22 protein-coding genes are annotated in these 25,156 nt (G+C 70.2%); 11 read left to right on the top strand and 11 right to left on the bottom strand.

What is annotated here, in order from left to right:
• Positions 1-19: 19 nt before the first annotated feature.
• Together VQ03_RS20430 and VQ03_RS20425 are read left to right on the top strand one after the other, a co-directional pair.
• Entirely contained in the window at positions 20-2,296 is a 2,277-nt protein-coding gene (locus tag VQ03_RS20430) for a CDC48 family AAA ATPase (RefSeq protein WP_048452739.1), read from the top strand.
• Between the two features lie 123 nt (positions 2,297-2,419).
• The gene (locus VQ03_RS20425; protein WP_048452738.1) at positions 2,420-3,004 is read left to right on the top strand and encodes a L,D-transpeptidase; all 585 of its coding nucleotides are present in this window, start codon (positions 2,420-2,422) and stop codon (positions 3,002-3,004) included.
• 462 nt (positions 3,005-3,466) lie between these two features.
• Here VQ03_RS20425 and VQ03_RS31115 read toward each other — a convergent pair whose 3' ends face one another.
• Both VQ03_RS31115 and VQ03_RS20415 read right to left on the bottom strand, forming a co-directional pair.
• Positions 3,467-6,127 (bottom strand): S8 family serine peptidase, encoded by a 2,661-nt coding sequence (locus tag VQ03_RS31115; RefSeq protein ID WP_053078674.1) that lies wholly within the window; start codon positions 6,125-6,127, stop codon positions 3,467-3,469.
• 316 nt (positions 6,128-6,443) lie between these two features.
• The gene (locus VQ03_RS20415) at positions 6,444-7,862 is read right to left on the bottom strand and encodes an FAD-binding oxidoreductase (RefSeq protein ID WP_048452737.1); all 1,419 of its coding nucleotides are present in this window, start codon (positions 7,860-7,862) and stop codon (positions 6,444-6,446) included.
• 243 nt (positions 7,863-8,105) lie between these two features.
• Between VQ03_RS20415 and VQ03_RS20410 the strand changes: the two genes are divergently transcribed.
• Entirely contained in the window at positions 8,106-8,669 is a 564-nt protein-coding gene (locus tag VQ03_RS20410) for a thioesterase family protein (RefSeq protein WP_048452736.1), read from the top strand.
• A gap of 14 nt (positions 8,670-8,683) precedes the next feature.
• On the opposite strand, the gene VQ03_RS20405 is transcribed toward VQ03_RS20410, so the two are convergent.
• Positions 8,684-8,935: a hypothetical protein gene (locus VQ03_RS20405; protein WP_048452735.1), complete on the bottom strand. Its 252-nt coding sequence runs from the start codon at positions 8,933-8,935 to the stop codon at positions 8,684-8,686.
• A 134-nt stretch (positions 8,936-9,069) separates the two neighbouring features.
• Here VQ03_RS20405 and VQ03_RS20400 point away from each other — a divergent pair, with 134 nt between their 5' ends.
• The 4 genes from VQ03_RS20400 (at position 9,070) to VQ03_RS20385 (ending at position 14,230) form a co-directional block, all read left to right on the top strand.
• A complete protein-coding gene (locus VQ03_RS20400) occupies positions 9,070-11,412 on the top strand; it encodes an ATP-dependent helicase (RefSeq protein WP_048452734.1) in 2,343 nt (780 codons plus the stop codon).
• A 386-nt stretch (positions 11,413-11,798) separates the two neighbouring features.
• Positions 11,799-12,515 (top strand): PhoH family protein, encoded by a 717-nt coding sequence (locus VQ03_RS20395; RefSeq protein ID WP_048452733.1) that lies wholly within the window; start codon positions 11,799-11,801, stop codon positions 12,513-12,515.
• Between the two features lie 457 nt (positions 12,516-12,972).
• Entirely contained in the window at positions 12,973-13,623 is a 651-nt protein-coding gene (locus VQ03_RS20390) for an NAD(P)-dependent oxidoreductase (RefSeq protein WP_048452732.1), read from the top strand.
• Between the two features lie 4 nt (positions 13,624-13,627).
• Complete coding sequence (locus tag VQ03_RS20385) at positions 13,628-14,230, top strand: SOUL family heme-binding protein (RefSeq protein ID WP_048452731.1); 603 nt, start codon at positions 13,628-13,630, stop codon at positions 14,228-14,230.
• A 126-nt stretch (positions 14,231-14,356) separates the two neighbouring features.
• Here the strand turns inward: VQ03_RS20385 and VQ03_RS20380 are convergent, their stop codons facing one another.
• A complete protein-coding gene (locus VQ03_RS20380) occupies positions 14,357-15,391 on the bottom strand; it encodes an alpha/beta hydrolase (protein WP_048452751.1) in 1,035 nt (344 codons plus the stop codon).
• Between the two features lie 191 nt (positions 15,392-15,582).
• On the opposite strand from VQ03_RS20380, the gene meaB reads away from it, so the two are divergent.
• Complete coding sequence (gene meaB / locus VQ03_RS20375; protein WP_048452730.1) at positions 15,583-16,560, top strand: methylmalonyl Co-A mutase-associated GTPase MeaB; 978 nt, start codon at positions 15,583-15,585, stop codon at positions 16,558-16,560.
• Positions 16,561-16,664: 104 nt separating this feature from the next.
• On the opposite strand, the gene VQ03_RS20370 is transcribed toward meaB, so the two are convergent.
• Positions 16,665-17,273 carry an NAD(P)-dependent oxidoreductase gene (locus tag VQ03_RS20370; RefSeq protein WP_048452750.1) on the bottom strand — a complete coding sequence of 203 codons (609 nt, stop codon included), beginning with the start codon at positions 17,271-17,273 and terminating at the stop codon, positions 16,665-16,667.
• Positions 17,274-17,465: 192 nt separating this feature from the next.
• Here VQ03_RS20370 and VQ03_RS20365 point away from each other — a divergent pair, with 192 nt between their 5' ends.
• Positions 17,466-17,780, top strand: a complete 315-nt coding sequence (locus VQ03_RS20365; protein WP_245292147.1) for a winged helix-turn-helix transcriptional regulator — start codon at positions 17,466-17,468, stop codon at positions 17,778-17,780.
• A 124-nt stretch (positions 17,781-17,904) separates the two neighbouring features.
• On the opposite strand, the gene VQ03_RS20360 is transcribed toward VQ03_RS20365, so the two are convergent.
• From VQ03_RS20360 to VQ03_RS20340, 5 genes are all read right to left on the bottom strand, one after another.
• On the bottom strand, positions 17,905-18,432 hold the full coding sequence (locus tag VQ03_RS20360) for a prolyl-tRNA synthetase associated domain-containing protein (protein WP_048452728.1): 528 nt from the start codon (positions 18,430-18,432) through the stop codon (positions 17,905-17,907).
• On the bottom strand, positions 18,429-19,385 hold the full coding sequence (locus tag VQ03_RS20355) for a threo-3-hydroxy-L-aspartate ammonia-lyase (RefSeq protein ID WP_048452727.1): 957 nt from the start codon (positions 19,383-19,385) through the stop codon (positions 18,429-18,431). Before VQ03_RS20355 ends, VQ03_RS20360 begins: the two co-directional genes overlap by 4 nt.
• Position 19,386: 1 nt before the next feature.
• Positions 19,387-20,160 carry an enoyl-CoA hydratase gene (locus tag VQ03_RS20350; RefSeq protein WP_048452726.1) on the bottom strand — a complete coding sequence of 258 codons (774 nt, stop codon included), beginning with the start codon at positions 20,158-20,160 and terminating at the stop codon, positions 19,387-19,389.
• Positions 20,161-20,226: 66 nt separating this feature from the next.
• Positions 20,227-20,967: a phosphatase PAP2 family protein gene (locus tag VQ03_RS20345; RefSeq protein ID WP_048452725.1), complete on the bottom strand. Its 741-nt coding sequence runs from the start codon at positions 20,965-20,967 to the stop codon at positions 20,227-20,229.
• Positions 20,967-21,479, bottom strand: a complete 513-nt coding sequence (locus VQ03_RS20340) for a 2'-5' RNA ligase family protein (protein ID WP_048452749.1) — start codon at positions 21,477-21,479, stop codon at positions 20,967-20,969. Before VQ03_RS20340 ends, VQ03_RS20345 begins: the two co-directional genes overlap by 1 nt.
• 85 nt (positions 21,480-21,564) lie before the next feature.
• Between VQ03_RS20340 and VQ03_RS20335 the strand changes: the two genes are divergently transcribed.
• Entirely contained in the window at positions 21,565-22,503 is a 939-nt protein-coding gene (locus VQ03_RS20335; protein ID WP_048452748.1) for an alginate O-acetyltransferase AlgX-related protein, read from the top strand.
• Between the two features lie 62 nt (positions 22,504-22,565).
• Positions 22,566-23,543 carry a glutathione S-transferase family protein gene (locus VQ03_RS20330; RefSeq protein ID WP_048452724.1) on the top strand — a complete coding sequence of 326 codons (978 nt, stop codon included), beginning with the start codon at positions 22,566-22,568 and terminating at the stop codon, positions 23,541-23,543.
• 103 nt (positions 23,544-23,646) lie between these two features.
• On the opposite strand, the gene puuE is transcribed toward VQ03_RS20330, so the two are convergent.
• Positions 23,647-25,089, bottom strand: coding sequence for an allantoinase PuuE (gene puuE, locus VQ03_RS20325; RefSeq protein ID WP_048452723.1), 1,443 nt, complete (start codon positions 25,087-25,089; stop codon positions 23,647-23,649).
• Positions 25,090-25,156 lie beyond the last annotated feature (67 nt).

The raw sequence follows: 25,156 nt of genomic DNA, 5'->3' as shown, positions 1-25,156 counted from the left end.
CCGCATGGAGGGGACACCGATGGCGGACGAAGCAGTCGGCGTGAGGGCGCAGGTCGCGAATGCGCGGGCGGAGGATGTCGGTCGGGGCGTCGCCCGGGTCAGCGCGGCGTTGCTCCAGAGTCTCGGCCTGCAGGAGGGCCAGCCGATCGAGATCATCGGCAAGCGCCACACCACCGCGCTCGCCATCGCGCTGGGCCAGGAGGACGAGGGCCTGAGCATCATCAGGCTCGACGGCCTCCAGCGCGTCAATGCCGGCGTCGGCTCCGGCGACCATGTCGAGATCCGCAAGGCCGAGGTGCGGCCGGCGACCCGGGTGGTGCTGGCCCCGGCCCAGAAGAACCTGCGCCTGCAAGGGTCCGGCGACGCCCTGCGCCGCACCTTCTACCGCCGGACGCTGGTCTCCGGCGACGTGATCTCGACCTCGGTGCCCTCGCGCTTCGCCCGCGACCAGGTGCCGGAGGAGCTGCGCCAGATGTTCAGCCTGCCGGCCTACGGGTTGCAGGAGATCCGCCTCGTCGTGGTCTCGACCCAGCCGGCCCGGGGCATCGTGCAGGTGACGGCCGAGACCGAGGTCGAGCTGCGCCCGCTCTACGAGGAGCCGAAGGAGGTGCGCCGCGCCGACGTCACCTACGACGATATCGGGGGCCTCGGCACCACGGTCGACCAGGTGCGGGAGATGGTCGAGCTGCCCTTGCGCCACCCCGAGCTGTTCCAGCGCCTCGGCATCGATCCGCCGAAGGGCGTGCTGCTCTACGGCCCGCCCGGCACCGGCAAGACCCTGCTGGCCCGCGCCGTGGCGAACGAGACCGAGGCGCAGTTCTTCCACATCGCCGGCCCGGAGATCATGGGCAGCCAGTACGGCGAATCCGAGCAGCGCCTGCGCCAGATCTTTTCCGAAGCGCAGCGCAACGCTCCCGCCATCATCTTCATCGACGAGATCGACTCGATCGCCCCGAAGCGCGAGGAGGTCCGCGGCGAGGTCGAAAGACGCATCGTGGCGCAGTTGCTGACCCTGATGGACGGACTCGAGCCGCGCCAGAACATCGTGGTGATCGGCGCCACCAACCGGCGCGACGCGATCGACGAGGCCCTGCGCCGGCCCGGCCGCTTCGACCGCGAGATCATCATCGGCGTGCCCGACGAGCCGGGCCGGCGCGAGGTCCTGACCATCCACACCCGCGGCATGCCGCTCGGGGAAAACGTCGATCTCGACGAGATCGCCCGCACCACCTACGGCTTCGTCGGCGCCGACCTCTCGGCTTTGGCCCGCGAGGCGGCGATGGACGCGCTCCGCCGGGTGCTGCCGCAGATCAACCTCAAGGAGGGCATCCCGCCCGAGATCCTGGAGACGCTCCAGGTCTGCCGCGAGGATTTCCTGAACGCCCTCAAGCGGGTGCAGCCCTCGGCGCTGCGCGAGATCATGATCCAGGTCCCGAACGTCACCTGGGACGATATCGGGGGCCTCGGCGAGGTCCAGACCAAGCTGCGCGAGGGCGTCGAGCTCCCCTTGCGCAACCCGGAGGCCTTCCGCCGCATCGGCATCCGCCCGGCCAAGGGCTTCCTGCTGTTCGGTCCCCCCGGCACCGGCAAGACCCTGCTCGCCAAGGCGGTGGCGCGCGAGGCGCAGGCGAACTTCGTCGCGACCAAGTCCTCCGACCTGCTCTCCAAGTGGTACGGCGAATCCGAGCAGCAGGTCTCGCGCCTGTTCGCCCGCGCCCGCCAGGTCGCCCCGACGGTGATCTTCATCGACGAGATCGATTCGCTCGCCCCCGTCCGCGGCGGCGGCCTCGGCGAGCCGGCCGTGACCGAGCGGGTGGTCAACACCATCCTCGCCGAGATGGACGGGCTGGAGGAGTTGCAGGGCGTGGTGGTGATGGCCGCGACCAACCGGCCGAACCTCGTCGATCCGGCGCTCCTGCGTCCCGGCCGCTTCGACGAGCTGGTCTACGTGCCGGTGCCGACCATCGCCGGGCGCCGCCACATCCTGGGCATCCACACCCGCGCCATGCCGCTCTCCGACGACGTCGACCTCGACGGGCTGGCCGAGCGCACGACGCGCTTCACCGGTGCCGACCTCGAGGACCTCACCCGCCGGGCCGGCCTGATGTCCTTGCGCGAGAACCTGGCGAGCGAGCGGGTCACCCAGGCGCATTTCGACGCGGCGCTGCACGAGACCCGTCCCTCGGTGACGCCCGAGATGGAGCAGGATTACGAGACGATGCTGCGCACCCTCAAGCAGGAGGGTCCGCAGCGCCAGCCGATCGGCTTCATGCCCCTGCGTCCGGCGGGGGAGTAGGCGGGCGCCCGCGGCGGCCTGTGGCGCAGATGCACCACGGGCCGCCCGGCCTGTGTTTCTGCCACGTTATCGCCACAGCCCGGCGGCCAACCCGTTCGACCACATTCGAACGGGAGGGGGACCATGACCCGTGAGACCGCGCCGCGGCGCCTGTTGAGGCCGCTTCTGGCCACTGCCGCCCTGCTGGCGCTTGCCGTTCCGGCCCAGGCGATCGGCCTGCTCGACCGCGGGCCGATCGCCGACTTCCTGACGGTGTTCCGCCAGCAGGGCGTGCCGCGCCAGACCATCGGCTGGAACAGCCCCTACAAGCCCGGCACGGTGGTGATCTCGACCAGCCAGCGCCGGCTCTACTACATCCTGCCCGATCAGGAGGCGATCCAGTACGGCGTCGGCGTCGGCCGCGAGGGCTTCTCGTGGTCCGGCACCAAGACCGTGACGATGAAGAAGGAATGGCCGTCCTGGCGCCCGCCGGAGCAGATGATCAAGCGCCGCCCGGACCTGCCGCGCTACATGGCCGGCGGCAACGACAACCCGCTCGGCGCCCGCGCGCTCTATCTCGGCTCGTCGCTCTACCGCATCCACGGCTCGAACGAGCCCGAGACGATCGGGGCGGCGGTGTCGTCGGGCTGCATCCGCATGACCAACCGCGACGTGATCGACCTGTATGACCGCGTGAAGGTGGGAACCAAGGTGGTGGTGCTGCCGTAAGGGCGGGGCGCCGCCGCGATCCGGCGGCGACGGGCGTCCGGGCTCGGCGCGGGCGGTGCCACCCCTCGAGACGCGAGAGCATCGCCCGGCCGCGTGGCGACCGGGCGATGCTCCAGGCTTCGAGACTTCGCGGCGCACCCTCCGACGAACCGGAAACCGATTCGTCGGAGCATGCTCCTGCGCGCCTTGTTCCAGCGCGCTGATGCATCAGCGTTCGGCGCATCGGCGCCGGCGCCCCTTCGGGCTTAGCCAGCGCCTTCGAACAAGTCCGTTCGGAGGCGCTGCGGTACTATGACAACGGCCTGAGATGCTGACGCAGCAACGTCGATCCCGGGCAAGCCCGAGATCGACGAGGCCGTTGACCCGTTTCGAATTTTCGACACCAAGCTCAGAAGTCGGGGACCTTGGGCTTGGCGAAAAATCGAGACCGGAACCAAAGCTCGTTTTCAACGACCGTTGGTATTACGCGAAGGTGAAGTTCGCGGCCGAGAGCGTGGAGAGCTGCGTGTTCTGCAGCACCAGACTGTCGGAGTCGCTATAGGCGATGATGACGTCGGCGCCGAGCTGGGTGCTCAGGCTCTGGAAGTCTCCGAAGGATTCGATCTCGGTGTTTTTGAACGCGATCACGTCCTCCGCGGAGAAATCGAGGATGGCATCGATGCCGTCGCCGGTGCCGATGGCGAACACGTCGGCCCCGGCCCCACCGATCAGGATGTCGTTGCCGGCATTGCCGAACAGCAGGTCGTTCCCGTCTCCGCCGTCGAGCCGGTCGTCGCCGGCGCCGCCCGACAATCCGTCGGCATCCGCACCGCCGTACAGTTGGTCGTCGCCGCCCTCGCCGAACAGCGCGTCGTTGCCGGCATCGCCGGTCATGAAGTCGTTGCCGGTGCCGCCATGGACGATGTCGTTGCCGGCCTCGCCGTAGACGCCGTCATTGCCGTCATCGCCGAACAGCAGGTCGTCGCCCTCCTCGCCGTGGACCTCGTCGTTGCCGAAGCCGCCCGACCCGAAATCGTTGCCGGAACCGGTGCCGATGAAGTCGTTGCCGTCCGCGCCGAGGACGATGTCGTTGCCGAGACTGCCGAAGATGTTGTCCTTGCCGTCGCCGCCGTTGACGACGTCATGGCCGTCGCCGCCATCGAGGAAGTCGTCGCCGCCCTGACCGAGCAGCAAGTCGTCGCCGCGTCCTCCGAAGATCTCATCGTTGCCGTCGTCCCCGGAGAGACGGTCGTCGCCGTCGTCGCCGAACAGCGCATCGTTGCCAGCGCCGCCGTATATGACGTCGTCGCCGCGCCCGGCACTGACGAAGTTGTCGTGCTCGTCGCCATTCACGACGTCGTCGCCGTCACCCAGGTTGATGAGGCTGAAGGTCGCGCCGTCGGCGATCCGGGTGGTGACGCCCGCGATGGAGGCCACGCCCCCTTCGAGATCCACGTAAGTGTCCGACGTCACCGCGGCGGCGTTCAGAGCGTCCGGGTTGCCGGGATCCGAATCGATGACCTGGCGCGCGCCGTCCCGGCGGCCGAGCCAGGCGTAGTCGTCGGTGTAGACGAGCCTCTTGCCGGCGATGTCGAGGTCGCCGATCACCGAGATCGACGCGGTCAGGTTCAGGTCGGCGCCGGCGTTGCCGTTGCTGATCGCGAGCGTCCATTCGCCGGCATCGGCCCGCTCGCCCCAGTTCTGGACCGAGTCGAAGTCGTAGGTGAGCACGTCGGGAAGGGGCAGAGCGGTGTTGTAGGCGGCCGGATCGAAGAGGGGGGTGACGACCTGCCCGTCCGGTCCGATCAGCGTGACCGTCACGTCCTCGAGCGGCGCGTCGTTCTCCAGCTTCATCGAGAGCGAGACGGTGACGTGCTGGACGCGCAGGGGCTGCACGAAGGTGGCGCTGACGGTCGCGGCGCCACCGGCCTCGACCTCGATCCCGTCCTCGTCGGTGAAGTTCGAGGTCGCCACGGCGGCCTCGCCGAGGGTTCCGCGCCCGAGACCCCAGCTCTCCGCCAGCCGCACCGCCGCGTGGGCGTCGATGAGGCCGAAGCCGAGGTCGTCGTTGAACAGGTGACCGCCGCCGTTCCAGTCGGTGGCGCCGTTGGTCCTCCAGGTCGCCACCGTCTCGGGCGTGGCGGCGCTGTAGGCCAGGATCTCCTGGACGTCGCGGTAGCCGAGGAGGGGATTGGCCTCCAGCATCAGCGCCACGACGCCGGCGGCAACCGGCGTCGCCGCCGAGGTGCCGTTGAAGCCGGTGCCGTAGGCGTCGGTGTAGTCGCCGTTCGGGGCCGTGTTGTAGCCGTCGGTCCCGAGCAGGTCGGTGGTGACCATGCTGTTGATGCCGTTGGCGGTCTCGGGGCCGTTGCCGCTGCCGGGCGCGGCGACCAGCACGTTGGGGCCGTGCGAGGAGTAGGAGGCGACCGTGCCGTCGGCTGTCGCGGCGGCCACGGTGATCGCGTAGGGCGAGTTGGTGAAGGGATCGAAGAGGGTGCTGGTCTTGTCGGCACGCTCGTTGCCGGCCGCGAAGAGGGTGACGATCCCCAAACCGTCCCGGCCCGATTCCGCCAGCTCCCGCAAGGCCGCCTCGACCGCGGGTTGGTCCTTCGCGAAGGTGAACGGGCTCTCGGACCCTCCCACGAGGCCCCAGCTGTTGCTGCTGACGTCGACCCCGTCGGCGATCATGCGCCGCACGGTCTCGTCAAATCCCTCCTCGCCTTGCTCATTCTGCTTGTAGCCGATCCCCTTGCTGCCATAGGCGACGCCGACGCCGCCCAGGCCGTTCTGCGCCTCGAGGATGAGGCCCATCGCGGCGGTGCCGTGGGACCCGTTCGGGTTGCCGGCCACGTCGGCGTCCACGTCGTAGAACTTGTCGGCCAGCAGGTTCGGCGCCAGATCCGGATGCGCCGCCTGGACGCCGTCATCGATGACGCCCACCACCACGCCCTTGCCCGTATAATCCTGCCACACCGGTACGACGCCGATATCGTTCCGGTAGGCGTTGGGGTCCTGCGGCAGGCCCGCGATGTTCTGTCCGAAGTTGAGAAGGTGCCACTGCGAGCCGAACAGCGGATCGGTCGGGACTTTCAGCGAATCGGTCGTCGTTTGCAGCGGGCTGGCGGAAACCTGACGCGGGATCATGATCGTCGTCTCTCAAGGTGAGGGGCGACACGTTCTAGAAAAAAAGCGGACAATCAGAAATGGACCAGCGTCTCAAGTGACCGTCGTTTTGTCTCATGTTGCGTTGGGGCGTTTACGACTTGTTAACTATTGTGGCAGCGATCACTCTCTCACGTCGAGGATGCATCGGCGGCAGAACGCGGATCCGGCGACCGGGTCGCCAGGGAGGCCGCGTCGCGGTCTCCCGGCAGATGTCGCGCGAACTCGCTCGCGGGCAGGCTTCCCGGCCGCCTCGCCGCGGTGGCGGCGGGCGCCGCAGGAGCGTCGGCTTCGGCCTCTACACCGCCACGACCTTCCCCGGATTCATGATGTTGTCCGGGTCGATCGCCCGCTTGAGCGTGCGCATCAGGTTCAGCGCCTCGGGCCCGTGCTCCAGCTCCATGAAGCGCATCTTCTTCTGGCCGATGCCGTGCTCGCCGGTGCAGGTGCCCTCCATGGCGATGGCGCGGGCGACCAGGCGCTCGATGAAGCCGGTGACCCGGGCGATCTCGTCGGGATCGTCCATCATGACGAGGGGCGAGGTGTGGAAGTTGCCGTCGCCGACATGGCCCGCGATCGGCGCGGTGATGCCGCTCTCGACGATGTCGCGCTTGGTGGCGTCGACGCATTCGGCCAGCCGCGAGATCGGCACGCAGACATCCGTGGCGATGACGCGCGCACCCGGCCGCATGCCGACCGCGGCCCAGTAGACGTCGTGGCGGGCCTGCCAGAGCCGGGTCCGGTCCTCGGGCTTCGTGGCCCACTCGTAGGGACCGCCCTCGAACTCCGCCGCGATCTCGCCGAAGCGCTCGGCCTGCTCGCGCACGCTGGCATCGGAACCGTGGAACTCGACCAGCAGGAGCGGGGTCTCCGGCAGGGTCAGCTTCGAATAGGCGTTGCAGGCCGCGACCTGGACCTCGTCGAGGAGTTCGATGCGGGCCACCGGCAGGCCGGACTGGATCGTCACGATGACGGCGTCGCAGGCCGCCTTGATGCTCGGGAAGGGGCAGACGCCGGCGGAGATCGCCTCCGGGATGCCGGCGAGCTTGAGGGTCAGCTCGGTGATGATGCCGAAGGTGCCCTCCGAGCCGACCAGGAGCCGGGTGAGGTCGTAGCCGGCCGAGGTCTTGCGCGCGCGCGGGCTGGTGCGGACGATGTCGCCGTTCGGCATCACGGCGGTGAGGGACAGGACGTTGTCCTTCATCGTGCCGTAGCGCACCGCGTTGGTGCCCGAGGCCCGGGTCGCCGCCATGCCGCCGAGCGAGGCGTCGGCGCCCGGATCGATCGGGAAGAACAGGCCCTGGTCGCGCAGGTGCTCGTTCACCGCCTTGCGGGTCACGCCGGGCTGGACCACGCAGTCCAGGTCCTCGGCATGGACCGCCAGCACCTTGTTCATCCCGTTCATGTCGATCGAGATGCCGCCGAACGGCGCGTTGACGTGGCCCTCGAGCGAGGTGCCGGTGCCGAAGGCGACGACCGGCATCTTGTGGGCGGCGCAGACCCGCACGATGGCCTGCACGTCCTCGGTGCTCCCGGCATAGACCACCGCGTCCGGCGGCTGGTTGGCGACCCAGGTCAGGGTGCTGGCATGCTGCTCGCGCACCGCCTGCGAGGTGACGACGCGGTTGCCGAACTGCGCGGTCAATTCGCGGATGACCGCCTCGACGGTCTCGAGGGAAGGGCGCTCGCGCGACGGGGCGGGGGTTGGGGCGTTCATGGCGGATCTCCCGGACGGTTCTTCGGCGGACGAGGCTGCATCGAGGAGCCGCCGGCCTTTTGCCGGCACTCTAGCAGCCGCTTCCCGGCCGGCATATCCGGCGGCCCGGTCACGGAGAAGTGCGCTCCGGGGCTGACACCTTGCCCCAAGGTGCAACGCATCCGGGGGTGCATCCCCGATTCAAGCGTGGTACGTCCCTGGGCGCCCTTGTCATCCCGCCTGCGCCTGATCGGGAGCCCCACAATGGCTGACGACCGTCCCGTTTCGGTCTTCTTCTTCGCGCCGTTCGTGTCATCGACGATGGCGATCGAGCCGGGTTGGATCGATTATAACGGCCACCTGAACATGGCCTATTACCACGTCCTGTTCGACCGGGCGGTGGACGAGGCGTTCGGCGTGGTCGGCCTCGGGCCCGACTACATGGAGACCGGGCGCGGCACGACCTTCGCGGCGGAGGTCCATGTGCGCTACCGCCGCGAGCTGGTGCTCCATGACCGGGTGCGCGTGACGCTGCAGCTCGTCGCCTTCGACGAGAAGCGGATCCACTTCTATTCCGAGATCCGTCACGCCACCGAGGGCTGGGTCGCCGCGACCTCCGAGAACCTGTCCCTCCACGTCGACCCGGCGACGCGGCGCGTGGCGCCCTTCCCGGAGGACATCCAGGCCAATCTCTCGGTCATGCTCGGATCGCATGCCCGGCTGCCGCGGCCCGACGATCTCGGCCGCGTGATCGGCATCCCGGCTCGCGGTCATTCCCGCCCGGACACCGTGGCCTTCGCGGCCGCCGGTGCCCGGGTCAGGCATTGATGGTCCCGGGAGCCTCAGCGGCCCGGAACGATGATCTGCGGCGGCGGCGGCGGGGGCAGGCTCTGCTGGCGCTGGATCTGGCCCTGGAGCTGGTTGGTCTCGAACCGGTTCTGCTGCTGGATGCTGCGTGACTCGGCCCGGGACTCGATCGAGCGGTTGATCCCCTCGACCGCCTGCTGGGAGCGGTTCACGGGGACCTGGTTCTGCGCCAGCGCCGGGAACGGCGCGGCGGCGAGGGCCAGGATCAGGAAGGTATGGGCGCGCATCGGGGTCCTCTCCATGGGCGAAGGGCGATCCATGTTGGACGACGCTGCTGCCGCCGCAAGGTTCCGGTGCCTCACGCACAGGCATGCGCCCGCCACCCTCGACGCCGTTCGCGTTTTGGTCCAGTGATGCGGGCATGACTCGCGACATCCCGGCCGGGACCGCCCCCACCTCGATCTCCGCCCGCGCCCGCGCTGCGGTGGTGCCTCAGGACGCGCCCTACCTCACGGGCCTCAACCCCGAGCAGCGCCGCGCCGTCGAGGCGACGGACGGGCCGGTCCTGGTGCTGGCCGGCGCCGGCACCGGCAAGACCCGGGTGCTGACCACCCGCATCGCCCACCTGATCGCCACCGGCCGCGCCCGGCCCTTCGACATCCTGGCGGTGACCTTCACCAACAAGGCCGCCCGGGAGATGAAGGAGCGCATCGGCGCCCTCATCGGTCCGGCCGGGGAGGGGATGCCGTGGCTCGGCACCTTCCACGCCATCGGCACCAAGATCCTGCGCCGCCACGCCGAGCTGGTGGGCCTGCGCTCGGATTTCACGATCCTCGGCACCGACGACCAGCTGCGGCTTTTGAAGCAGGTGATCGCGGCGGCCGACCTCGACGAGAAGCGCTGGCCGGCCCGCAGCCTCGCCGGCACGATCGACGGCTGGAAGAACCGCGGCCTGTCGCCCGAGCAGGTGCCGGCCGGCGAGGCCGGCGCCTTCGGATTCGGCAAGGGCGGGACGCTCTACGCCGCCTACCAGGAGCGCCTGAAGGCGCTCAACGCCGTCGATTTCGGCGACCTGCTGCTGCTCTGCCTGCGGCTGTGGCGCGAGAACCCGGACGTGCTGACCAACTACCAGCAGCGCTTCCGCTACATCCTCGTCGACGAGTACCAGGACACCAACGTCGCCCAGTATCTCTGGCTGCGCCTTCTCGCCCAAGGCCACCGCAACGTCGCCTGCGTCGGCGACGACGACCAGTCGATCTATGGCTGGCGCGGCGCGGAGGTCGACAACATCCTGCGCTTCGAGCACGACTTCCCGGGTGCCCTGGTGGTGCGGCTGGAGAACAACTATCGCTCGACCGGCCACATCCTGGCCGCCGCCTCGGTCCTGATCGCCCATAACGAGGGACGCCTCGGCAAGACCCTGCGCACCGACAGCCCGGAGGGCGAGAAGGTCACGGTCACCGGCGCCTGGGATTCGGAAGAGGAAGCCCGCCTCGTCTGCGAGGAGATCGAGAGCCTGCAGGCCAAGGGCCACAAGCTGTCGGAGATCGCCGTGCTGGTGCGCATCTCGGCGCAGATGCGCGAGGTCGAGGATCGCTTCGTCCAGCTCGGCCTGCCCTACCGGGTGATCGGCGGCCCGCGCTTCTACGAGCGGGCGGAGATCCGCGACGCGCTGGCCTACCTGCGCATCGTCGCCAACGGCTCCGACGACCTCGCCTTCGAACGGATCTTCAACACGCCGAAGCGGGGCTTGGGCGACGCGACGCTCCAGGCGCTGCACGGCCTCGCCCGCCGCGCCAAGGTGCCGCTGCTCCAGGCGGCGCGCATGATGAGCGAGACCGAGGAGCTGAAGCCCAAGCCCCGCTCCACCTTGCGCGCCCTGTGCCAGAGCTTCTCCCGCTGGGCCAAGCTCCTGGAGGACCAGCCGCACACGGAGGTGGCGCAGACGATCCTGGAGGAATCCGGCTACACCGAGATGTGGCAGAAGGAGCGCACCGCCGACGCCGCCGGCCGCCTGGAGAACCTGAAGGAACTGGTGCGCTCGATGGAGGAGTTTCCGGATCTCGCCGGCTTCCTCGAGCACGTGTCGCTGGTCATGGACGCCAACGAGACCGAGGGCGGCGACCGGGTGAGCCTGATGACGCTCCACGCGGCCAAGGGCCTGGAATTCGACACCGTGTTCCTGCCCGGCTGGGAGAACGGCCTGATGCCGAACCAGCGCGCCCTCGACGAGAGCGGGCGGGCGGGCCTGGAGGAGGAGCGGCGGCTGGCCCATGTCGGCCTGACCCGGGCGCGCAAGCGGGCCAAGATCTCGTTTGCGGTCAACCGCCGCATCCACGGCCTGTGGTCCTCGACCGTGCCGAGCCGCTTCATCGACGAATTGCCCGAGGCCAGCGTCGCGGTGCTCGATGCGCCGGCCAGCTTCTCGCAGGGACCGTCGCGGTTCGACCGGCAGGCGCCGGCCTTCGGCTCGTCCTATGCGACGCCGGGCTGGCAGCGGGCGCAGGCCCAGACCGCCGGCCAGGATCGTTTCGGCGGGGGAGGGCGCGCCACCTCGCCCGGACGGCGCGGGCCGCAGCAGATCGAGGGCACGCTGGTGGCGAAATCCACCGGCACGCCGTCGGCCTACGAGGCGGGCGCGCGCATCTTCCACACCAAATTCGGACCGGGCTCGGTGGCGGCCGTCGACGGCAACAAGCTCACCGTTGACTTCGACAAGGCCGGCCGGAAGATGGTCCTCGACAGCTTCGTCCAGCCGGGCTGAAGCGGTCCTGCGGGCGAGCCGTCCGCGGGCCAACCGGGAGCGGCGATCAGGTGGCGACCTCATCCGGCCAGCGGGTCCGCCCCGACGCTTCCCCTCCCTCGTCGGTCGGTGCCCCCTCCACCTCTGTGTGGTTTTCATCACAATCCGTCGCGCCGTGTCGCGGCCGACGGTTTCGCATGGTCATGGTGCGGCGCGACAATTGCTCGTTCATCATCGGCTGCTTACCCTGTCGGACGAAACAGGCGGACTTGTCCACCGCCTGCGTCAACCCCGACCGGAACCGTCGTGGCCGATCAGGCTTTGAATCGTTACAAGAACACAGGAGTTCTGGGACACGAGAGGGCACACCATAGTCGGCACCGCAAGTCCAGTGGGAGTGTTGATCCGTGAAGAGACGACGCGCACGACTTGAACTGGTTGATGACCGCCCGATCCGGGTGCACCGCACTCGCTTCGAGGAAGAGCGTAATCCACCACCGATCCAGCCGATGACGGCCCGTCAGGCCGAGTATCTGGAAGCCCTCGGGTCCCACCCGCAAGTCATCGTCCTCGGCCCCGCCGGGACCGGCAAGACCTACATCGCCGGAACCCGCGCCGCGGACCTGCTGCGCCAGCGCCGCGTGGCCAAGGTGGTCATCACCCGGCCGAACGTGCCCTCCGGCCGCTCCCTCGGCTTCTTCCCCGGCACCCTGGAAGACAAGATCGCCCCCTGGGTCGCCCCCCTCACCGAGACCATGAAGGAACGGATGGGCGACGGCGCCTTCGAGATCGCCGTCAAGGCCGGTGACATCGAGGTCGTCCCCTTCGAGGTGATGCGCGGCCGCACCTTCAAGAACTGCCTGGTGATCCTCGACGAGGCCCAGAACACCACCCCCGCCGAGATCAAGATGTTCCTGACCCGGATCGGCGACGATACCCAGGTCATCATCAACGGCGACGTCTCCCAGACCGACCTGCGCGAGACCTCGGGGCTGCGCACCGTGATCCACCTGGTCAAGAGCCGGATGATGCCGATCCCGATCGTCGAGTTCGGGCTGGACGACATCGTGCGGTCGGGGATCTGCGCTGAGTGGGTGCGGGCCTTCGAGGAGGCGCGGGTGTGAGAGTGCGGTGCCTGCCCGGCCGGGAGGTCGGGCAGGCTCTCGCCCTGACGCTCGTCGATGGTATGTTTGATCACGATCCTTCGACAGTCGCGACCGGAAAATCTTGACTGCCTGCCGGGCGTGAGAGAATAGAAATTCAGCGCCTCTACTATCCTGATCTCGAATTTGTCCTGAGATGTTGGTCTATCGAAGATCGACTGACCTTGAAGGAGGGTTCCAGAGGCTTCGGCGACTTCTGGAGCTCTCGTTCGGGGCTTCCTTTGGTCGCGCCTCAGGATGAGGTCCCGCTCGGGATGTCATCGGATTCGCGGTCGTGCGCCGCGTCACCCTTCCGACATCCCGGCCACGTCGTCGCAACGGTGGCGCCCACTCCGAAATCTGCCGCAGCGCCAGCAACCATCCCGCGCCCGAACGTTTCCTAGGGTCGATCGCTTCCCTCGCTCACCCAGGACGTAGCATGGCCCATCTCCTCGTCATCGGCGCCAGCCAGGGCATCGGGCTGGAGACGGTCCAGGCAGCGCTCGCCGCGGGCCACCGGGTGCGGGCCTTTGCCCGTTCGGCGGGCAAGATCGCGCTCTCCGATCCGAATCTCGAGCGGTTTCCCGGTGACGCCCTGTCGGCGCCGGACATCGCCAGCGCGCTCGATGGGATCGATGCCGTGGTGCAGGCCCTCGGCGTGCCGGTCCGCGACCTGTTCGGGCCGGTGCGGTTGTTCTCGGATGCCACCAACGTCCTCGTCCCGGCCATGGAGAAGGCGGGCGTGCGCCGGCTGGTGGCGGTGACCGGCTTCGGCACCGGCGACAGCCGCGCGGCGATCGGCCCGCTCCAGCGCCTGCCGTTCCGCCTCGTCTTCGGCCGCGCCTATGACGACAAGGACGCGCAGGAGATGCGCATCCGCCGCAGCTCCCTCGACTGGACCTTCGTCCGGCCCGGCGTGCTCACCGGCGGGCCAGCGACAGGGCGCTACCAGGTGCTCGACCGGCCCTCCTCGTGGAAGAACGGGCTGATCGCCCGTGCCGACGTGGCGCAGTTCATCGTCCGGGAGATCGAGACCGGCGACCATGTCGGGCGTCCTGTCGTGCTGATCCACCACGCGCTCCCGGTCTGAGCCGATGGAGAAGATCCTCTATTACGCCGTCACGCTGGTCGAATCGGTCCTCGGCGTGTTCGGGGTGCGGGCCTTCTACGACCAGCCCCGCTACGCGGTGATCGAACGGCTCGACCGCGGCGTCGAGATCCGGGCCTACGAGAAGCGGGTTGCGGTCGAGACCGAGGCAAGAGGGCAGGGCGACGGCGAGGCCTTCGGGCGGCTGTTTCGCTACATCACCGGCGCCAACCGTTCCGGCGACCGCATCGCCATGACCGCTCCCGTCGAAGCCGGCGGCCAGCGCATCGCCATGACGGTGCCGGTGGAGCAGGGGACCGGCGGCACGATGCGGTTCTTCCTGCCGCATGCCGTCGCCGCAGCCGGCGCGCCGGAGCCGACCGAGGCGGGGGTTCGCGTCGTCACGGTGCCGCCGGAGCGGATCGCGGCGCTCCGGTTCTCCGGCCGCATCACGCCGGAGGCGCGGGCGGAGCAGGAGCGGATCCTGACTGAGGTGCTGCGGGAAGCGGGCAAAGCTCCGGCGGCGCCACCGTTCTTCATGGGGTACGATCCGCCCTTCGCGATCCCGGCCCTGCGGCGGAACGAGGTGGCGGTGCGGCTGGGGGGGTGAGGGCCAAGTGACCACGGCCACCCAAGTTTCAAAGTGTAGCGCGTCCCCCTCTCCCACGCGGAAGAGGGGATCCCGTGACTTTGAATTTTCCGGTCTATTTAATGGAAGCGAAGTAACGATTACACGTCACCGCCCATCCGCCCGTGCCACCGCCCGCTTGATCACCTGCTGCACCTCGACATTCGACAGGAAGAGGTCGTGGTTGATGAGGCCGCTGCCGTAATCCGAGGCATCGGCGACGCGCACGCCCAGCGCTTCGAGCCGGCTGCGATCCGCCGCGCCGGCCCGGATGACGCCACCCGCGATGGTGCTGGAGAGTTCGAGCGCCCGGTCGTTGGTGGAGGAGATCACCGTGATCTTCTGGGCGGCGGTGCCGAGGCGCTCGATGCCGTTGGTGAACAGGTCGATGTCGATATCGGGCGCGGCGAGCACGATGGCGCCGATCCGGCCGAGGGCCGCCTCGCCGGCATCGGCCCGCAGCATGCGCAGGGTCTCGAGGGTAAGCAGCGTGCCCATCGAATGGGCGACGATGTGGATGCGCCCGCCCTGCGCGGTCGCGAGCGCCCGCAGCAGGTCCTCGAAGGCGTCGCGCGACCACAGCGCGCTCTCGCGGTCGTAGCCGTAATCGAAGGTCTTGCCCGCCGAAGGCCAGGTGAACAGGCCGGAGACGCCGCGGAAGCGGATGCCGTCCGAGAGCTGCGCCGCGCTCACGGCCGCGGTCTCGAACGATTCGCGGTAGCCGTGGACGTAGAGCAGCACGTCGCGGCCGAGCGCCGCTTCCGCGAAGGCGGTGGCGGCCTCGGGGCCGGTCACCACCCGCGGCGCCGAGGCGATGCGCCAGTCGCCGGTGACCACCGACGAGACCTTGCCGATCAGCGAACGGTCGGGCGGGGCGAGGCGCAGGGTGGCGAAGGAGAGGCCGCGGCCGCGCTGGTCGGTGAAGTAGGGCGGCCGGCCGGCGGGATCGGCCGGCCGGCGGGTGGTGGCGACGAGCAGCACCGGGCTGACGTCGAGCGCCGATTGCTTCTCCGGGCCCGCCGTCCCGCCCAGGAGCCCACCGCCGAGCCCGTCGCCGAGGCAGCCGCCGAGCGACAGGCTGGCGAGGGCGGAGAAGCCGAGGCGGGCGAAGCCCCGGCGCGTCGGCGCGGCGATCGATGTCATGTCGTCCCACTCGTCCCCGGCCATGGCCGGATGTCCACCCGGCTTTCAGGCCGGCGATGCGGCATGATCGTGGCCGCGATGCGTCGCGCCCGGGCAAAGCCGCGGTTGTTGCCCGAAGGTCACGCCTGTCGGCCCTTGGTCCACAGGCTCAAGCCCTCGACGGCCGGGCGGCGAGCCGGCAGAAAGGCGGCATGACCGTTCCGGCTCCCGACCTCGCCCGGCTCCTGTCCGGCAACCGCGCCGCCCTCGCCCGCGCCATCACGCTGGTCGAATCCAAGCGCGCCGACCACCGGGCCGCCGCCCGCGAACTCCTCGACGCCGCCCTGCCGCATGCCGGCAAGGCGGTGCGGGTCGGCATCACCGGCGTGCCGGGGGTGGGGAAGTCCACCACCATCGACGCGCTCGGCGCCGCCCTGACGGCGCGGGGACACAAGGTGGCGGTGCTGGCGGTCGATCCGAGCTCGTCGCGCACCGGCGGCTCGATCCTCGGCGACAAGACCCGGATGGCGCGGCTCGCCGTCGATCCCAACGCCTTCATCCGGCCCTCGCCCTCCTCCGGCACCCTCGGCGGCGTCGCCGCCAAGACCCGCGAGACGATGATCCTGTGCGAGGCCGCCGGCTTCGACGTGGTGCTGGTCGAGACCGTCGGCGTCGGCCAGTCCGAGACGGCCGTCGCCGACCTCACCGACTTCTTCCTGGTGCTGATGCTGCCCGGCGCCGGCGACGAGCTGCAGGGCATCAAGAAGGGCATCCTCGAACTCGCCGACATGATCGCGGTCAACAAGGCCGACGGCGAGGAGGGGATGCGCCGCGCCATGGCCGCGGCGGCCGAGTACCGGGCCGCGCTCCACATCCTGACCCCGGCGAGCGCCACCTGGTCGCCGCCGGTGACGACCATCTCGGGGCTCGCCGGCCAGGGGCTCGACACCCTCTGGGAGGCGATCCTCGACCATCGCCGCAAGCTCACCGCCACCGGCGAGATCGCCGCGAAGCGCCGGGAGCAGGACGTGAAGTGGATGTGGGCCCTCGTCCACGAGCGGCTGCACCAGCGCCTCACCGGCAGTGCCGAGGTGCGCAAGACGACGGCGGAGGCCGAGCGGAGGGTCGCCGCCGGCGAGCGCTCGCCGGCGGCGGGGGCGGACCTGATCGCCGAGCTGATCGGGCTCTAAGCAGATTTCGCAAAAAGTGATAGCTGGTTTTGCGACGATAATCTGCGGCCAGACAACAACCTCAGCGGACGAAGCGGTGGCCTGCCAATGCAAGTCCGCTCAGGTCAATAGCCGACGGTGAAGCGCTGGCGGATATGCGCCGGGCGCTCGATCTCGTCGACGAGGGCGACGGCGTAATCCTCGTACGAAATGCGGCTGCCGGTCTCGCCGACGAGCAGGCTGTCGCGGCCGAGGCGGAACCGGCTCGTGCGCTCCCCCGGCTCGATCAGCGCCGAGGGCGACAGGAAGCTCCAGTCGAGATCCGTGACGCCGCGCAGCACGTCGAGGAACGCCGCGCCCCGGCTCGCCTCGTGCCTGTAGGCCTCCGGAAAGTCCGGCTGGTCGATCAGCCGCCGGCCCGGCGCCACCTCCAGCGAGCCGGCACCGCCGACCACGAGGTAGCGCGTGACGCCCGAGGCCCGCACGGCGCCGATCAGCGCCTTCGGGTCGGTGTCGGCGAAGCGCACCGCGCTCACCACCGCGTCGTGCCCCGCGAGCAGGCGGGCGAGCCCGGCGGGATCGCGCAGGTCGCCGGCGACCGCCTCGACCTGCGGCGAGGCCGCCGTCGCGGGATTGCGGGCGATCGCGGTGACGCGGTGGCCCCGCTGCACCAGCTCGGCGACGAGGCGCGCGCCGACATTCCCGGTCGCGCCGATGACGGCAACCTTGGCCATGACGATCTCTTTGTTCGGTTTCGCGATCTGGTCTATGTTCGAGACCATGGACAGAGCTAGCCCGCTCCGGCCGGTCGCGCAAGACGTCACCGGAGAGCGACCAGGTCAGCGCGCGGTGACCACCGGGAGAGACTTGTGCTCGACGAGTTGAGGACGGCGGAAATTCCCGGGCAATCTTGCCCGATCCGCGATGTGCTGGACCGGATCGGTGATCAGTGGAGCCTTCTGGTTCTGGCGACGCTGGCCCCGGGGACGAGGCGGTTCAGCCAGCTCGAGCGCGAGATCGGCGACATCTCGAAGCAGATGCTCTCGAAAACCCTGCGCCGGCTGGAGCAGGACGGCTTCGTGGCGCGGGAGGTCCATGCCGAGGTGCCGCCGCGGGTGGAGTACCACCTGACGACGCTGGGACGCTCGTTCCTGGAGCCGATGCGGGAGCTGATCCGGTGGGCCGAGGCGAACCAGGCGGCCATCGTGGCGGCGCGGCGGGGAGAGACGGGGGCGGCGTGAGGCGCGGGCTCGCGCACCGCTCGTCTTGGCCACCCGCCGCGTCACTCCGGGCGCCGCTGCGCGGCCCCGGAACGACCGGGTGAGTGTCGAAGGCGCCGCCCCCGAGCAAGCGCCCGATCGCCCCTTAACCCGCCTCGTCCTCCCCCACGGGCTCCGGCAGCGCCATCACCCGCGGCTTGTGGCCCGTCGCCTCCAGGAAGCGGATCAGGTCGCCCGGGGCCACCGCGGTGGTGGCACCGTTGTGGAGCGGGTGGAAGTTGACGGGGTCGTGCGCCATCAGCCCGGCATCGAGGATCACCTCGACCGTGCCCTCGCGGTCGTTGATGAGGCCGAATGGCGTCACCGCGCCGGGGCGCACGCCGAGCCGCTCGTAGAGCAGCTCGGCCGAGCCGAAGGAGAGGCGGCCCGTGGCACCGAGCGGCCCGTGCAGGCGCTTGAGGTCGATCCGTGCCTCGGCCTCCGCGACGACCAGGAACAGGCGGCCGCGCTTGTCCTTGAGGAAGAGGTTCTTCGAATGCCCGCCCGGCATCGCCGCCTTGAGGTCGCGGGATTCCGCCACCGTGTGGACGGGGACGTGCTCGACGGTGGCATGGGCCACGCCGAGATCGTCGAGGAAGGCGAACAGCGCCTCGGGGGTCGCCGCGACGCTCATGCGGCGAGGTGCCGTGCGAGCGCCGCCGGATCGACGTTGCCGCCCGACAGGATCACGCCGACGCGTTTGCCCTTCACCGGCACCGCGCCCTCGAAGGCCGCGGCCGCGGCGAGGCACCCGGTCGGCTCGACCACGAGCTTCATCCGCTCGACGAAGAACCGCATGGCGGAGACGAGCTGCGCATCCGTGGCGGTGACGATGCCGGCGGCCTCGCGCTGGATGATCGGGAAGGTGTGCTGTCCCAGATGCGTCGTCAGCGCCCCGTCGGCGATCGAGACCGGGACCGGAATCCGGACCACCTCGCCCTTGGCGAGCGATTGCTGGCCGTCATTGCCGGCCTCGGGCTCCACGCCCCAGATCTCGACCTCCGGCGACAGGGCCCGCGCCGCGAGGCACGAGCCGGCGAGCAGCCCGCCGCCGCCGAGGCAGACGAGCAGGACGTCGAGGGGGCCGACCTCCTCGATCAGCTCCTTCACGGCGGTGCCCTGGCCGGCGATCACGTCCGGGTGGTCGTAAGGCGGGATCACCGAGAGGCCCCGCTCCTCGGCGATCCGCCGGCTCACCGCCTCGCGGTCCTCCTTGTAGCGATCGTAAGGAACGATCTCGGCGCCGTAGCCGCGGGTCGCCGCGACCTTGATGGCGGGGGCGTCGTGCGGCATCACGATCACGGTCGGCACGCCCTGGAGCGCGCCCGCATAGGCGATGGCCTGGGCGTGGTTGCCGGACGAGAAGGCGAGCACCCCGCGCGTCCTCTGCTCGGGCGAGAGCGCCGCGATGGCGTTGCAGGCGCCGCGGAACTTGAAGGCGCCGGCCCGCTGCAGCGGCTCGGCCTTGAAGAACAACGTGGCCCCCGTCCGCGCATCGGCGGTGCGGGAGGTGAGCACCGGGGTGCGGTGGGCGATGCCGGCGATCCGGCCGGCCGCGGCCTCGACATCGGCGAAAGAGACGCTCATGTCAGCGGTTCTCGAAGTTGGGCTTACGCTTCTCGACGAAGGCCGTCATGCCTTCCTTCTGGTCGTGGGTGGCGAAGAGCCCGTAGAAGACCCGGCGCTCGTAGCGGATGCCCTCGGTCAGGGTGGTCTCGAAGGCGCGGTCGATGCTCTCCTTGGCCACCATCACGGCGGGGAGCGACATCGACGCGATGGTCTCGGCCGCCTTCATCGCCTCGTCGAGAAGCTCGGCCGCCGGCACGATGCGGGCGACGAGGCCGGAGCGCTCGGCCTCCGCCGCATCCATCATCCGGCCGGTGAGGCAGAGCTCCATCGCCTTAGCCTTGCCGACCGCGCGGGTCAGGCGCTGGGTGCCGCCGGCGCCGGGAATCACGCCGAGCTTGATCTCGGGCTGGCCGAACTTCGCGGTGTCGGCGGCCAGGATGAAGTCGCACATCAGCGCCAGCTCGCAGCCGCCGCCCAGCGCGTAGCCGGCCACCGCGGCGATGATCGGCTTGCGGCGCCGGCCGACCTTGTCCCACTCGCCGAACGGGTCGGCCATGTAGAATTCGGGATGGGTGCGGTCCTGCATCTCGCGGATGTCGGCGCCGGCCGCGAAGGCCTTCTCCGAGCCGGTGATGACGATGCAGCCGATGCCGTCGTCGCGCTCGAAGCCGTCGAGGGCGTGGTTCAGCTCGGCGATCAGCGCGTTGCACAGGGCGTTCAGCGCCGCCGGACGGTGCAGGGTGACGAGAGCCACCCGCCCGCGCGTCTCGACCCGGATGTTTTCGTAAGCCACGGCGTTCTCCCGATCGTCTCTCCTGCTTGGCTAGGGGAGGGCGGGGCAGCGCGCAAGCGGGTCGCCTCAAGCCGGCGGGGGCGGGTCCGGCGCCTCCACCACGTCCTGCCGCTGCAATTGCAGCGCGACGAACCAGCACAGGGACGCCCAGGCGGCGCCGATGCACCAGCCGGCGAGCACGTCGCTCGGCCAGTGGACCCCGAGATAGACCCGGCTGATGCCGACGAGGAGCGTGGTGACGACCCCGAGCCCCATCACGAAGGCCTTGACCTTGCGCGAGCGCTCGACGCGGGCGAGCAGGATCGCCAGCGTCAGGTAGGCGATCGCCGACAGCATGGCGTGGCCGCTCGGGAAGCTCGCCGTGAAGGTCTCCATGCCGTGCGGCACGAGGTCCGGCCGTGGGCGGTGGAAGAACAGCTTGAGGCCGGTCGACAGCAATTCGCCGCCGCCGATCGCCGCCACGACGAACAGGGCGGCGCGCCGCCGCGCGGTGATCGCCAGGTACAGGACCACGCAGGCCGTGACGTAGACGATGCCGAACACGCTGCCGAAGGCGGTGATGTCCCGCATCGTCTCCGGCAGCCAGGACGGGCCGATCGGCTGGGCGAGGTCGCCCGGCACCCGGAGCGCCAGCAGGAGGCGATCGTCGAAGCCGAACGACCCGCCCTCGCGGATCTCGTCGGCGAGCCTGAAGAACACGAATCCGAACAGGCTGACGGCGAGCAGCGAGGCCAGCGGCCCGATCTCGTTGAGGCGCAGGCGCAGCCACACCGCCGTGGCGTGGTGGCGAAACGGAATCTGGACCATCAGGCGTCCCCGAACGGAAATCGGCCGCGGGCCTCCCACGGCCCACCGAGATAGCGCCACAGAAGCAGGCCGGAGCCGGTGACCTCCCGCGGCACGAAGGCGGCCTCCAGCTCGCGGTGCAGCGCCCGCGCTTCCTCGGGAGCAACCTTGTTCTGCACCGTGACGTGGGGCCGGTAGCCCTGCCGGTCCTGCGGCGTCAGCCAGGGCGCGAACGCGGCGGCGAGCCGCCCGCGCAAGGCCGACAGGCGGGGGGATTCGAGGGCGTAGGCGACGCCGCGGCCGATGAAGCGCAGGCCCGCGACCTTGACGGGGATCGGCCCTTCCGCCCGCGCCTGCGCGGCGAGCGTCTCGACGATGCCGCGCTCCTCCTCGCCCGGCAGGTGGTGGAAGAGCGTGACGTGGGCCGGGATCTTGTTGAGGGCCGGCGGGAAGAAGCGGCGGCGCTGGCCGTCGAACTCCGCGAAGGCGGCCTCGTCGAGGTCCAGGGTGAGGATCAGGGGGCTTTGCGACATCCTGTCGGCGAAATGGCGCAGGTGGCCGGAATGGCCAGGGCCGGCAGTGCTGTTCACTGCGCGCCCTTCCCGCTACACGGCGCGGATGCGCGACAGCACCGACATGGTCCATCTCGGCCGGGACGGATGGCTCTTCCTGACCGGCGGCACCAACCGGGTGCGGCAGCAATACCGGGCGAGCCTGCCCGTGGCCTGGCGGCTGTGGCGCTGGCGGCGGCTGATCGAGGCCCGCACGGCGAAGGCCGCCGCCCTGGGCGTGCGCGCCTTCCACGTCGTGGTGCCGGAGAAGCTGAGCATCTACGACGACCGCCTCGACGGGCTGGAACTGGATCCCGCGCTCTCGCCGGCCCGCCGCCTCGGCACCCGTCTCGCCCGCTCGCCCGCCGCCCGGGCCTGGATCGACCTCGTCGGCCCGTTGCGGGCGGCGCGGGACGCGGAGCCGCCGCTCTACCTTCGCACCGACACCCATTGGAGCCAGGAGGGCTGCCGCTTCGCCTATGGCGAGATCATGCGGGCGCTCGGCGCCCTGCCGCCGGCCGACCTCGCGTCGCGGCCGTTCCACGACCATGACGGCGTGCGCGACCTCGGCGCCAAGCTCGATCCGCCCTGGCGCGAGACGATGCGGGTCTACGAGGTCCAGCGCGACGCCGTGCGGGTCTACGCCAACCCGCTGGTCCTCGGCCACGAGGCGCGGGGCACGGCGGCCGACCTCCATGTCGGCGCCCACGTGGTGTTCCGCAACGAGAGCCCGGCGGCCGATCCCCGGACGCTGATGCTGTTCGGCGATTCCTGCTCGCACTTCCATCCGATCTTCCTGACCGGCCTGCTCGCCGAGAGCTTCCGCGAGCTGCACTTCGTCTGGTCGGCAAGCCTCGACTGGGCTTACATCGAGCGGGTGCGCCCGCACCTGCTGCTGGTCGAAGTCGCGGAACGCTTCCTCGCCCGGGTGCCGGCCGACCTGTTCGACGTGGAGGCCGAGGACGCGCGGCGCCTCCCGGTCCGGGACGATGCCGCCGGGATCTGAGCGCCGGCCATTGCGGCGCCGGCTGACCGCCCCACCTTCGGGCGGAGGGTGAGGAGGGTGCGATGGGGCTTCTGGTCGACGGCGTCTGGCACGACCAATGGTACGACACCAAGGAGACCGGCGGGCGCTTCGTGCGCAAGGACGCGGCCTTCCGCAACTGGGTCACGCCCGACGGCGCGGCCGGCGCGAGCGGGGAGGGTGGCTTTCAGGCCGAATCCGGCCGCTACCACCTCTACGTCTCGCTCGCCTGCCCGTGGGCGCACCGCACCCTGATCGTGCGGGCCCTCAAGGGGCTCGAGGATGCGGTCTCGGTCTCGGTGGTCGACCCGCATATGGGCCGCGAGGGCTGGGTGTTCGGCGACAGCCCGGGCGCCGGGCCGGACACGCTCAACGGCGCGACCCGCCTCTACGAAGTCTACCTCAAGGCCGATCCGCATTACACCGGCCGGGTCACCGTGCCGGTGCTGTGGGACAAGGCCCGGGGCACGATCGTGTCGAACGAATCGGCCGAGATCATCCGGATGCTCAACGGCGCGTTCGGCGGCCGTGGTCCGGACCTCTATCCGGAGGACCTGGCGCCTGAGATCGACGCCCTGAACGCCCGGGTCTACGACCGGGTGAATAACGGGGTCTACAAGGCCGGATTCGCGACGCGCCAGGACGCCTACGAGGAGGCGGTGACGGCGTTGTTCGAGGAACTCGACGCCCTTGATGCCCGGCTCGATCGCTCCCGCTACCTGATGGGCGCCCGGATGACCGAGGCCGACATCCGGCTGTTCACCACGCTGGTGCGGTTCGACCCGGTCTATGTCGGGCACTTCAAGTGCAACCTGCGACGGATCGCCGATTATCCGAACCTCGCGCCCTACCTGCGCGATCTCTACCAGACCCCCGGCATCGCCCCGACGGTGAACCTCACCCACATCAAGCGGCACTATTACGAGAGCCACCCGACCATCAACCCGACCGGGATCGTGCCGCTGGGGCCGGTGCTGGATTACGAGGCGCCGCATGGGCGGGGGGAGAGGTTCGGAGCCTGACGGACAACGAGCCGCGAGGCTTCCACCTCACGATGTCATCCCGGGGCTCCGCTGTCGCGGCCCCGGGATGGGGCCAGGAGGGTGTCAGGTCTCGACCGTCACATCACGCCGTCGCGGAAAACACATCCGGCAGCGACGGCAATCTCTGCCGCAGCCGCAAGAGCGCGATGGCCTCGATCTCGCCGAGCGCCCGCCCCCGCTCCTCCTCCGGCGGGTTGTCCAGGCGCTGGCTGAGTTGCGTCAGGATCTCGTCCGGGCTCTTGTCCCGCACCGCCATCACGAAGGGGAAGCCGTGGCGGGCGCGGTAGCGCTCGTTGAGGTCGAGGAAGCGGGCGCGGCCCTCCTCGTCGAGGGCGTCGAGGCCGGCCGAAGCCTGCTCGGCGCGGGATTCGGGCGCGAGGTCGGCCGCCGCCACCCGGCCGGCGAGGTCGGGATGGGCGCGGATGAGGGCGAGCTGCCGCTCCGGCTCGGCCGCCCGCATCACCTCCACCATGGCGGCGTGGAGCCCGTCGGCCGTGTCCTGCATGCCCGACAGCCCGGCGGCAACGGCGCCCTCGGCCACCCAGGGCGAGTGCTCGAACACGTCGCCGAACGTCTCCACGAACAGGGCGCGGCCCATCCGGCTCGGGGTCAGGCCCGCGGGGGCATGGGTCCTCGCCCAGTGCCGGGCGATGTCGATGCGCCGGGTCACCCACACGTCCTCGTGGGCGGCGACGTGGTCGAGGAAGCGGGCGAGCGCCGCGATCCGGCCCGGCCGGCCGGCGAGGCGGCAATGCAGGCCGATCGACAGCATCCGGGGCGTCTCGGCGCCCTCGGCATAGAGCACGTCGAACGAGTCGCGCAGGTAGGCGAAGAACTGGTCGCCGGCATTGAAGCCTTGCGGCGTCGCGAAGCGCATGTCGTTGGCGTCCAGGGTGTAGGGCACCACCAGCTGGGGCGCCCGCGGCCCCTCGACCCAGTAGGGCAGGTCGTCGGCGTAGGAATCCGCCGAGTAGAGGAAGCCGCCCTCTTCCATCACCAGGCGCAGGGTGTTCTCCGAGGTCCGGCCCGTATACCAGCCGAGCGGGCGCTCGCCCGTGACCTCGGTGTGGATCCGGATCGCCTCGCTCATGTGGGCCTTCTCCTCCTCGTAGGAGAAGTCGCGGTAGTCGATCCACTTGAGGCCGTGGCAGGCGATCTCCCAGCCGGCCTCGCGCATGGCGGCGACCGCCTCGGGGTTACGCTGGAGGGCCGTCGCGACGCCGTACACCGTCACCGGCATCCGGCGCCCGGTGAACAGCCGGTGCAGGCGCCAGAACCCGACCCGCGAGCCGTACTCGTAGATCGATTCCATGCTCATGTGGCGCTGCCCCGGCCAGGCTTGCGCCCCGACGATCTCCGACAGGAACGCCTCCGACGCCCGGTCGCCGTGCAGGAGGCAGTTCTCGCCGCCCTCCTCGTAGTTGATGACGAACTGCACCGCGATGCGGGCGCCGTCCGGCCATCGCGCGTGCGGCGGGGTGCGGCCGTAGCCGACGAGGTCGCGGGGATAAGGGGAGTCGGTCATGGCGCGCGGTCCGGTGGGGGCCGACGCTGCCCCTGCGGTGCCGAGTAGGGCGCGGGATCCCCTCTCC

This window comes from Methylobacterium tarhaniae, assembly GCF_001043955.1.
Taxonomy (GTDB): domain Bacteria; phylum Pseudomonadota; class Alphaproteobacteria; order Rhizobiales; family Beijerinckiaceae; genus Methylobacterium; species Methylobacterium tarhaniae.
This window is presented reverse-complemented; position numbering and strand designations above follow the sequence as displayed.

Coding starts and splice junctions, on each gene's coding strand:
- VQ03_RS20400 (WP_048452734.1), top strand. CDS start 9,070: ATGACTCGCGACATCCCGGCCGGGACCGCCCCCACCTCGATCTCCGCC.
- VQ03_RS20390 (WP_048452732.1), top strand. CDS start 12,973: ATGGCCCATCTCCTCGTCATCGGCGCCAGCCAGGGCATCGGGCTGGAG.
- VQ03_RS20405 (WP_048452735.1), bottom strand. CDS start 8,935: ATGCGCGCCCATACCTTCCTGATCCTGGCCCTCGCCGCCGCGCCGTTC.
- VQ03_RS20385 (WP_048452731.1), top strand. CDS start 13,628: ATGGAGAAGATCCTCTATTACGCCGTCACGCTGGTCGAATCGGTCCTC.
- VQ03_RS20370 (WP_048452750.1), bottom strand. CDS start 17,273: ATGGCCAAGGTTGCCGTCATCGGCGCGACCGGGAATGTCGGCGCGCGC.
- VQ03_RS20410 (WP_048452736.1), top strand. CDS start 8,106: ATGGCTGACGACCGTCCCGTTTCGGTCTTCTTCTTCGCGCCGTTCGTG.
- meaB (WP_048452730.1), top strand. CDS start 15,583: ATGACCGTTCCGGCTCCCGACCTCGCCCGGCTCCTGTCCGGCAACCGC.
- VQ03_RS20335 (WP_048452748.1), top strand. CDS start 21,565: ATGCGCGACAGCACCGACATGGTCCATCTCGGCCGGGACGGATGGCTC.
- VQ03_RS20345 (WP_048452725.1), bottom strand. CDS start 20,967: ATGGTCCAGATTCCGTTTCGCCACCACGCCACGGCGGTGTGGCTGCGC.
- VQ03_RS20360 (WP_048452728.1), bottom strand. CDS start 18,432: ATGAGCGTCGCGGCGACCCCCGAGGCGCTGTTCGCCTTCCTCGACGAT.
- VQ03_RS20430 (WP_048452739.1), top strand. CDS start 20: ATGGCGGACGAAGCAGTCGGCGTGAGGGCGCAGGTCGCGAATGCGCGG.
- VQ03_RS20340 (WP_048452749.1), bottom strand. CDS start 21,479: ATGTCGCAAAGCCCCCTGATCCTCACCCTGGACCTCGACGAGGCCGCC.
- VQ03_RS31115 (WP_053078674.1), bottom strand. CDS start 6,127: ATGATCCCGCGTCAGGTTTCCGCCAGCCCGCTGCAAACGACGACCGAT.
- VQ03_RS20415 (WP_048452737.1), bottom strand. CDS start 7,862: ATGAACGCCCCAACCCCCGCCCCGTCGCGCGAGCGCCCTTCCCTCGAG.
- VQ03_RS20355 (WP_048452727.1), bottom strand. CDS start 19,385: ATGAGCGTCTCTTTCGCCGATGTCGAGGCCGCGGCCGGCCGGATCGCC.
- puuE (WP_048452723.1), bottom strand. CDS start 25,089: ATGACCGACTCCCCTTATCCCCGCGACCTCGTCGGCTACGGCCGCACC.
- VQ03_RS20425 (WP_048452738.1), top strand. CDS start 2,420: ATGACCCGTGAGACCGCGCCGCGGCGCCTGTTGAGGCCGCTTCTGGCC.
- VQ03_RS20330 (WP_048452724.1), top strand. CDS start 22,566: ATGGGGCTTCTGGTCGACGGCGTCTGGCACGACCAATGGTACGACACC.
- VQ03_RS20380 (WP_048452751.1), bottom strand. CDS start 15,391: ATGACATCGATCGCCGCGCCGACGCGCCGGGGCTTCGCCCGCCTCGGC.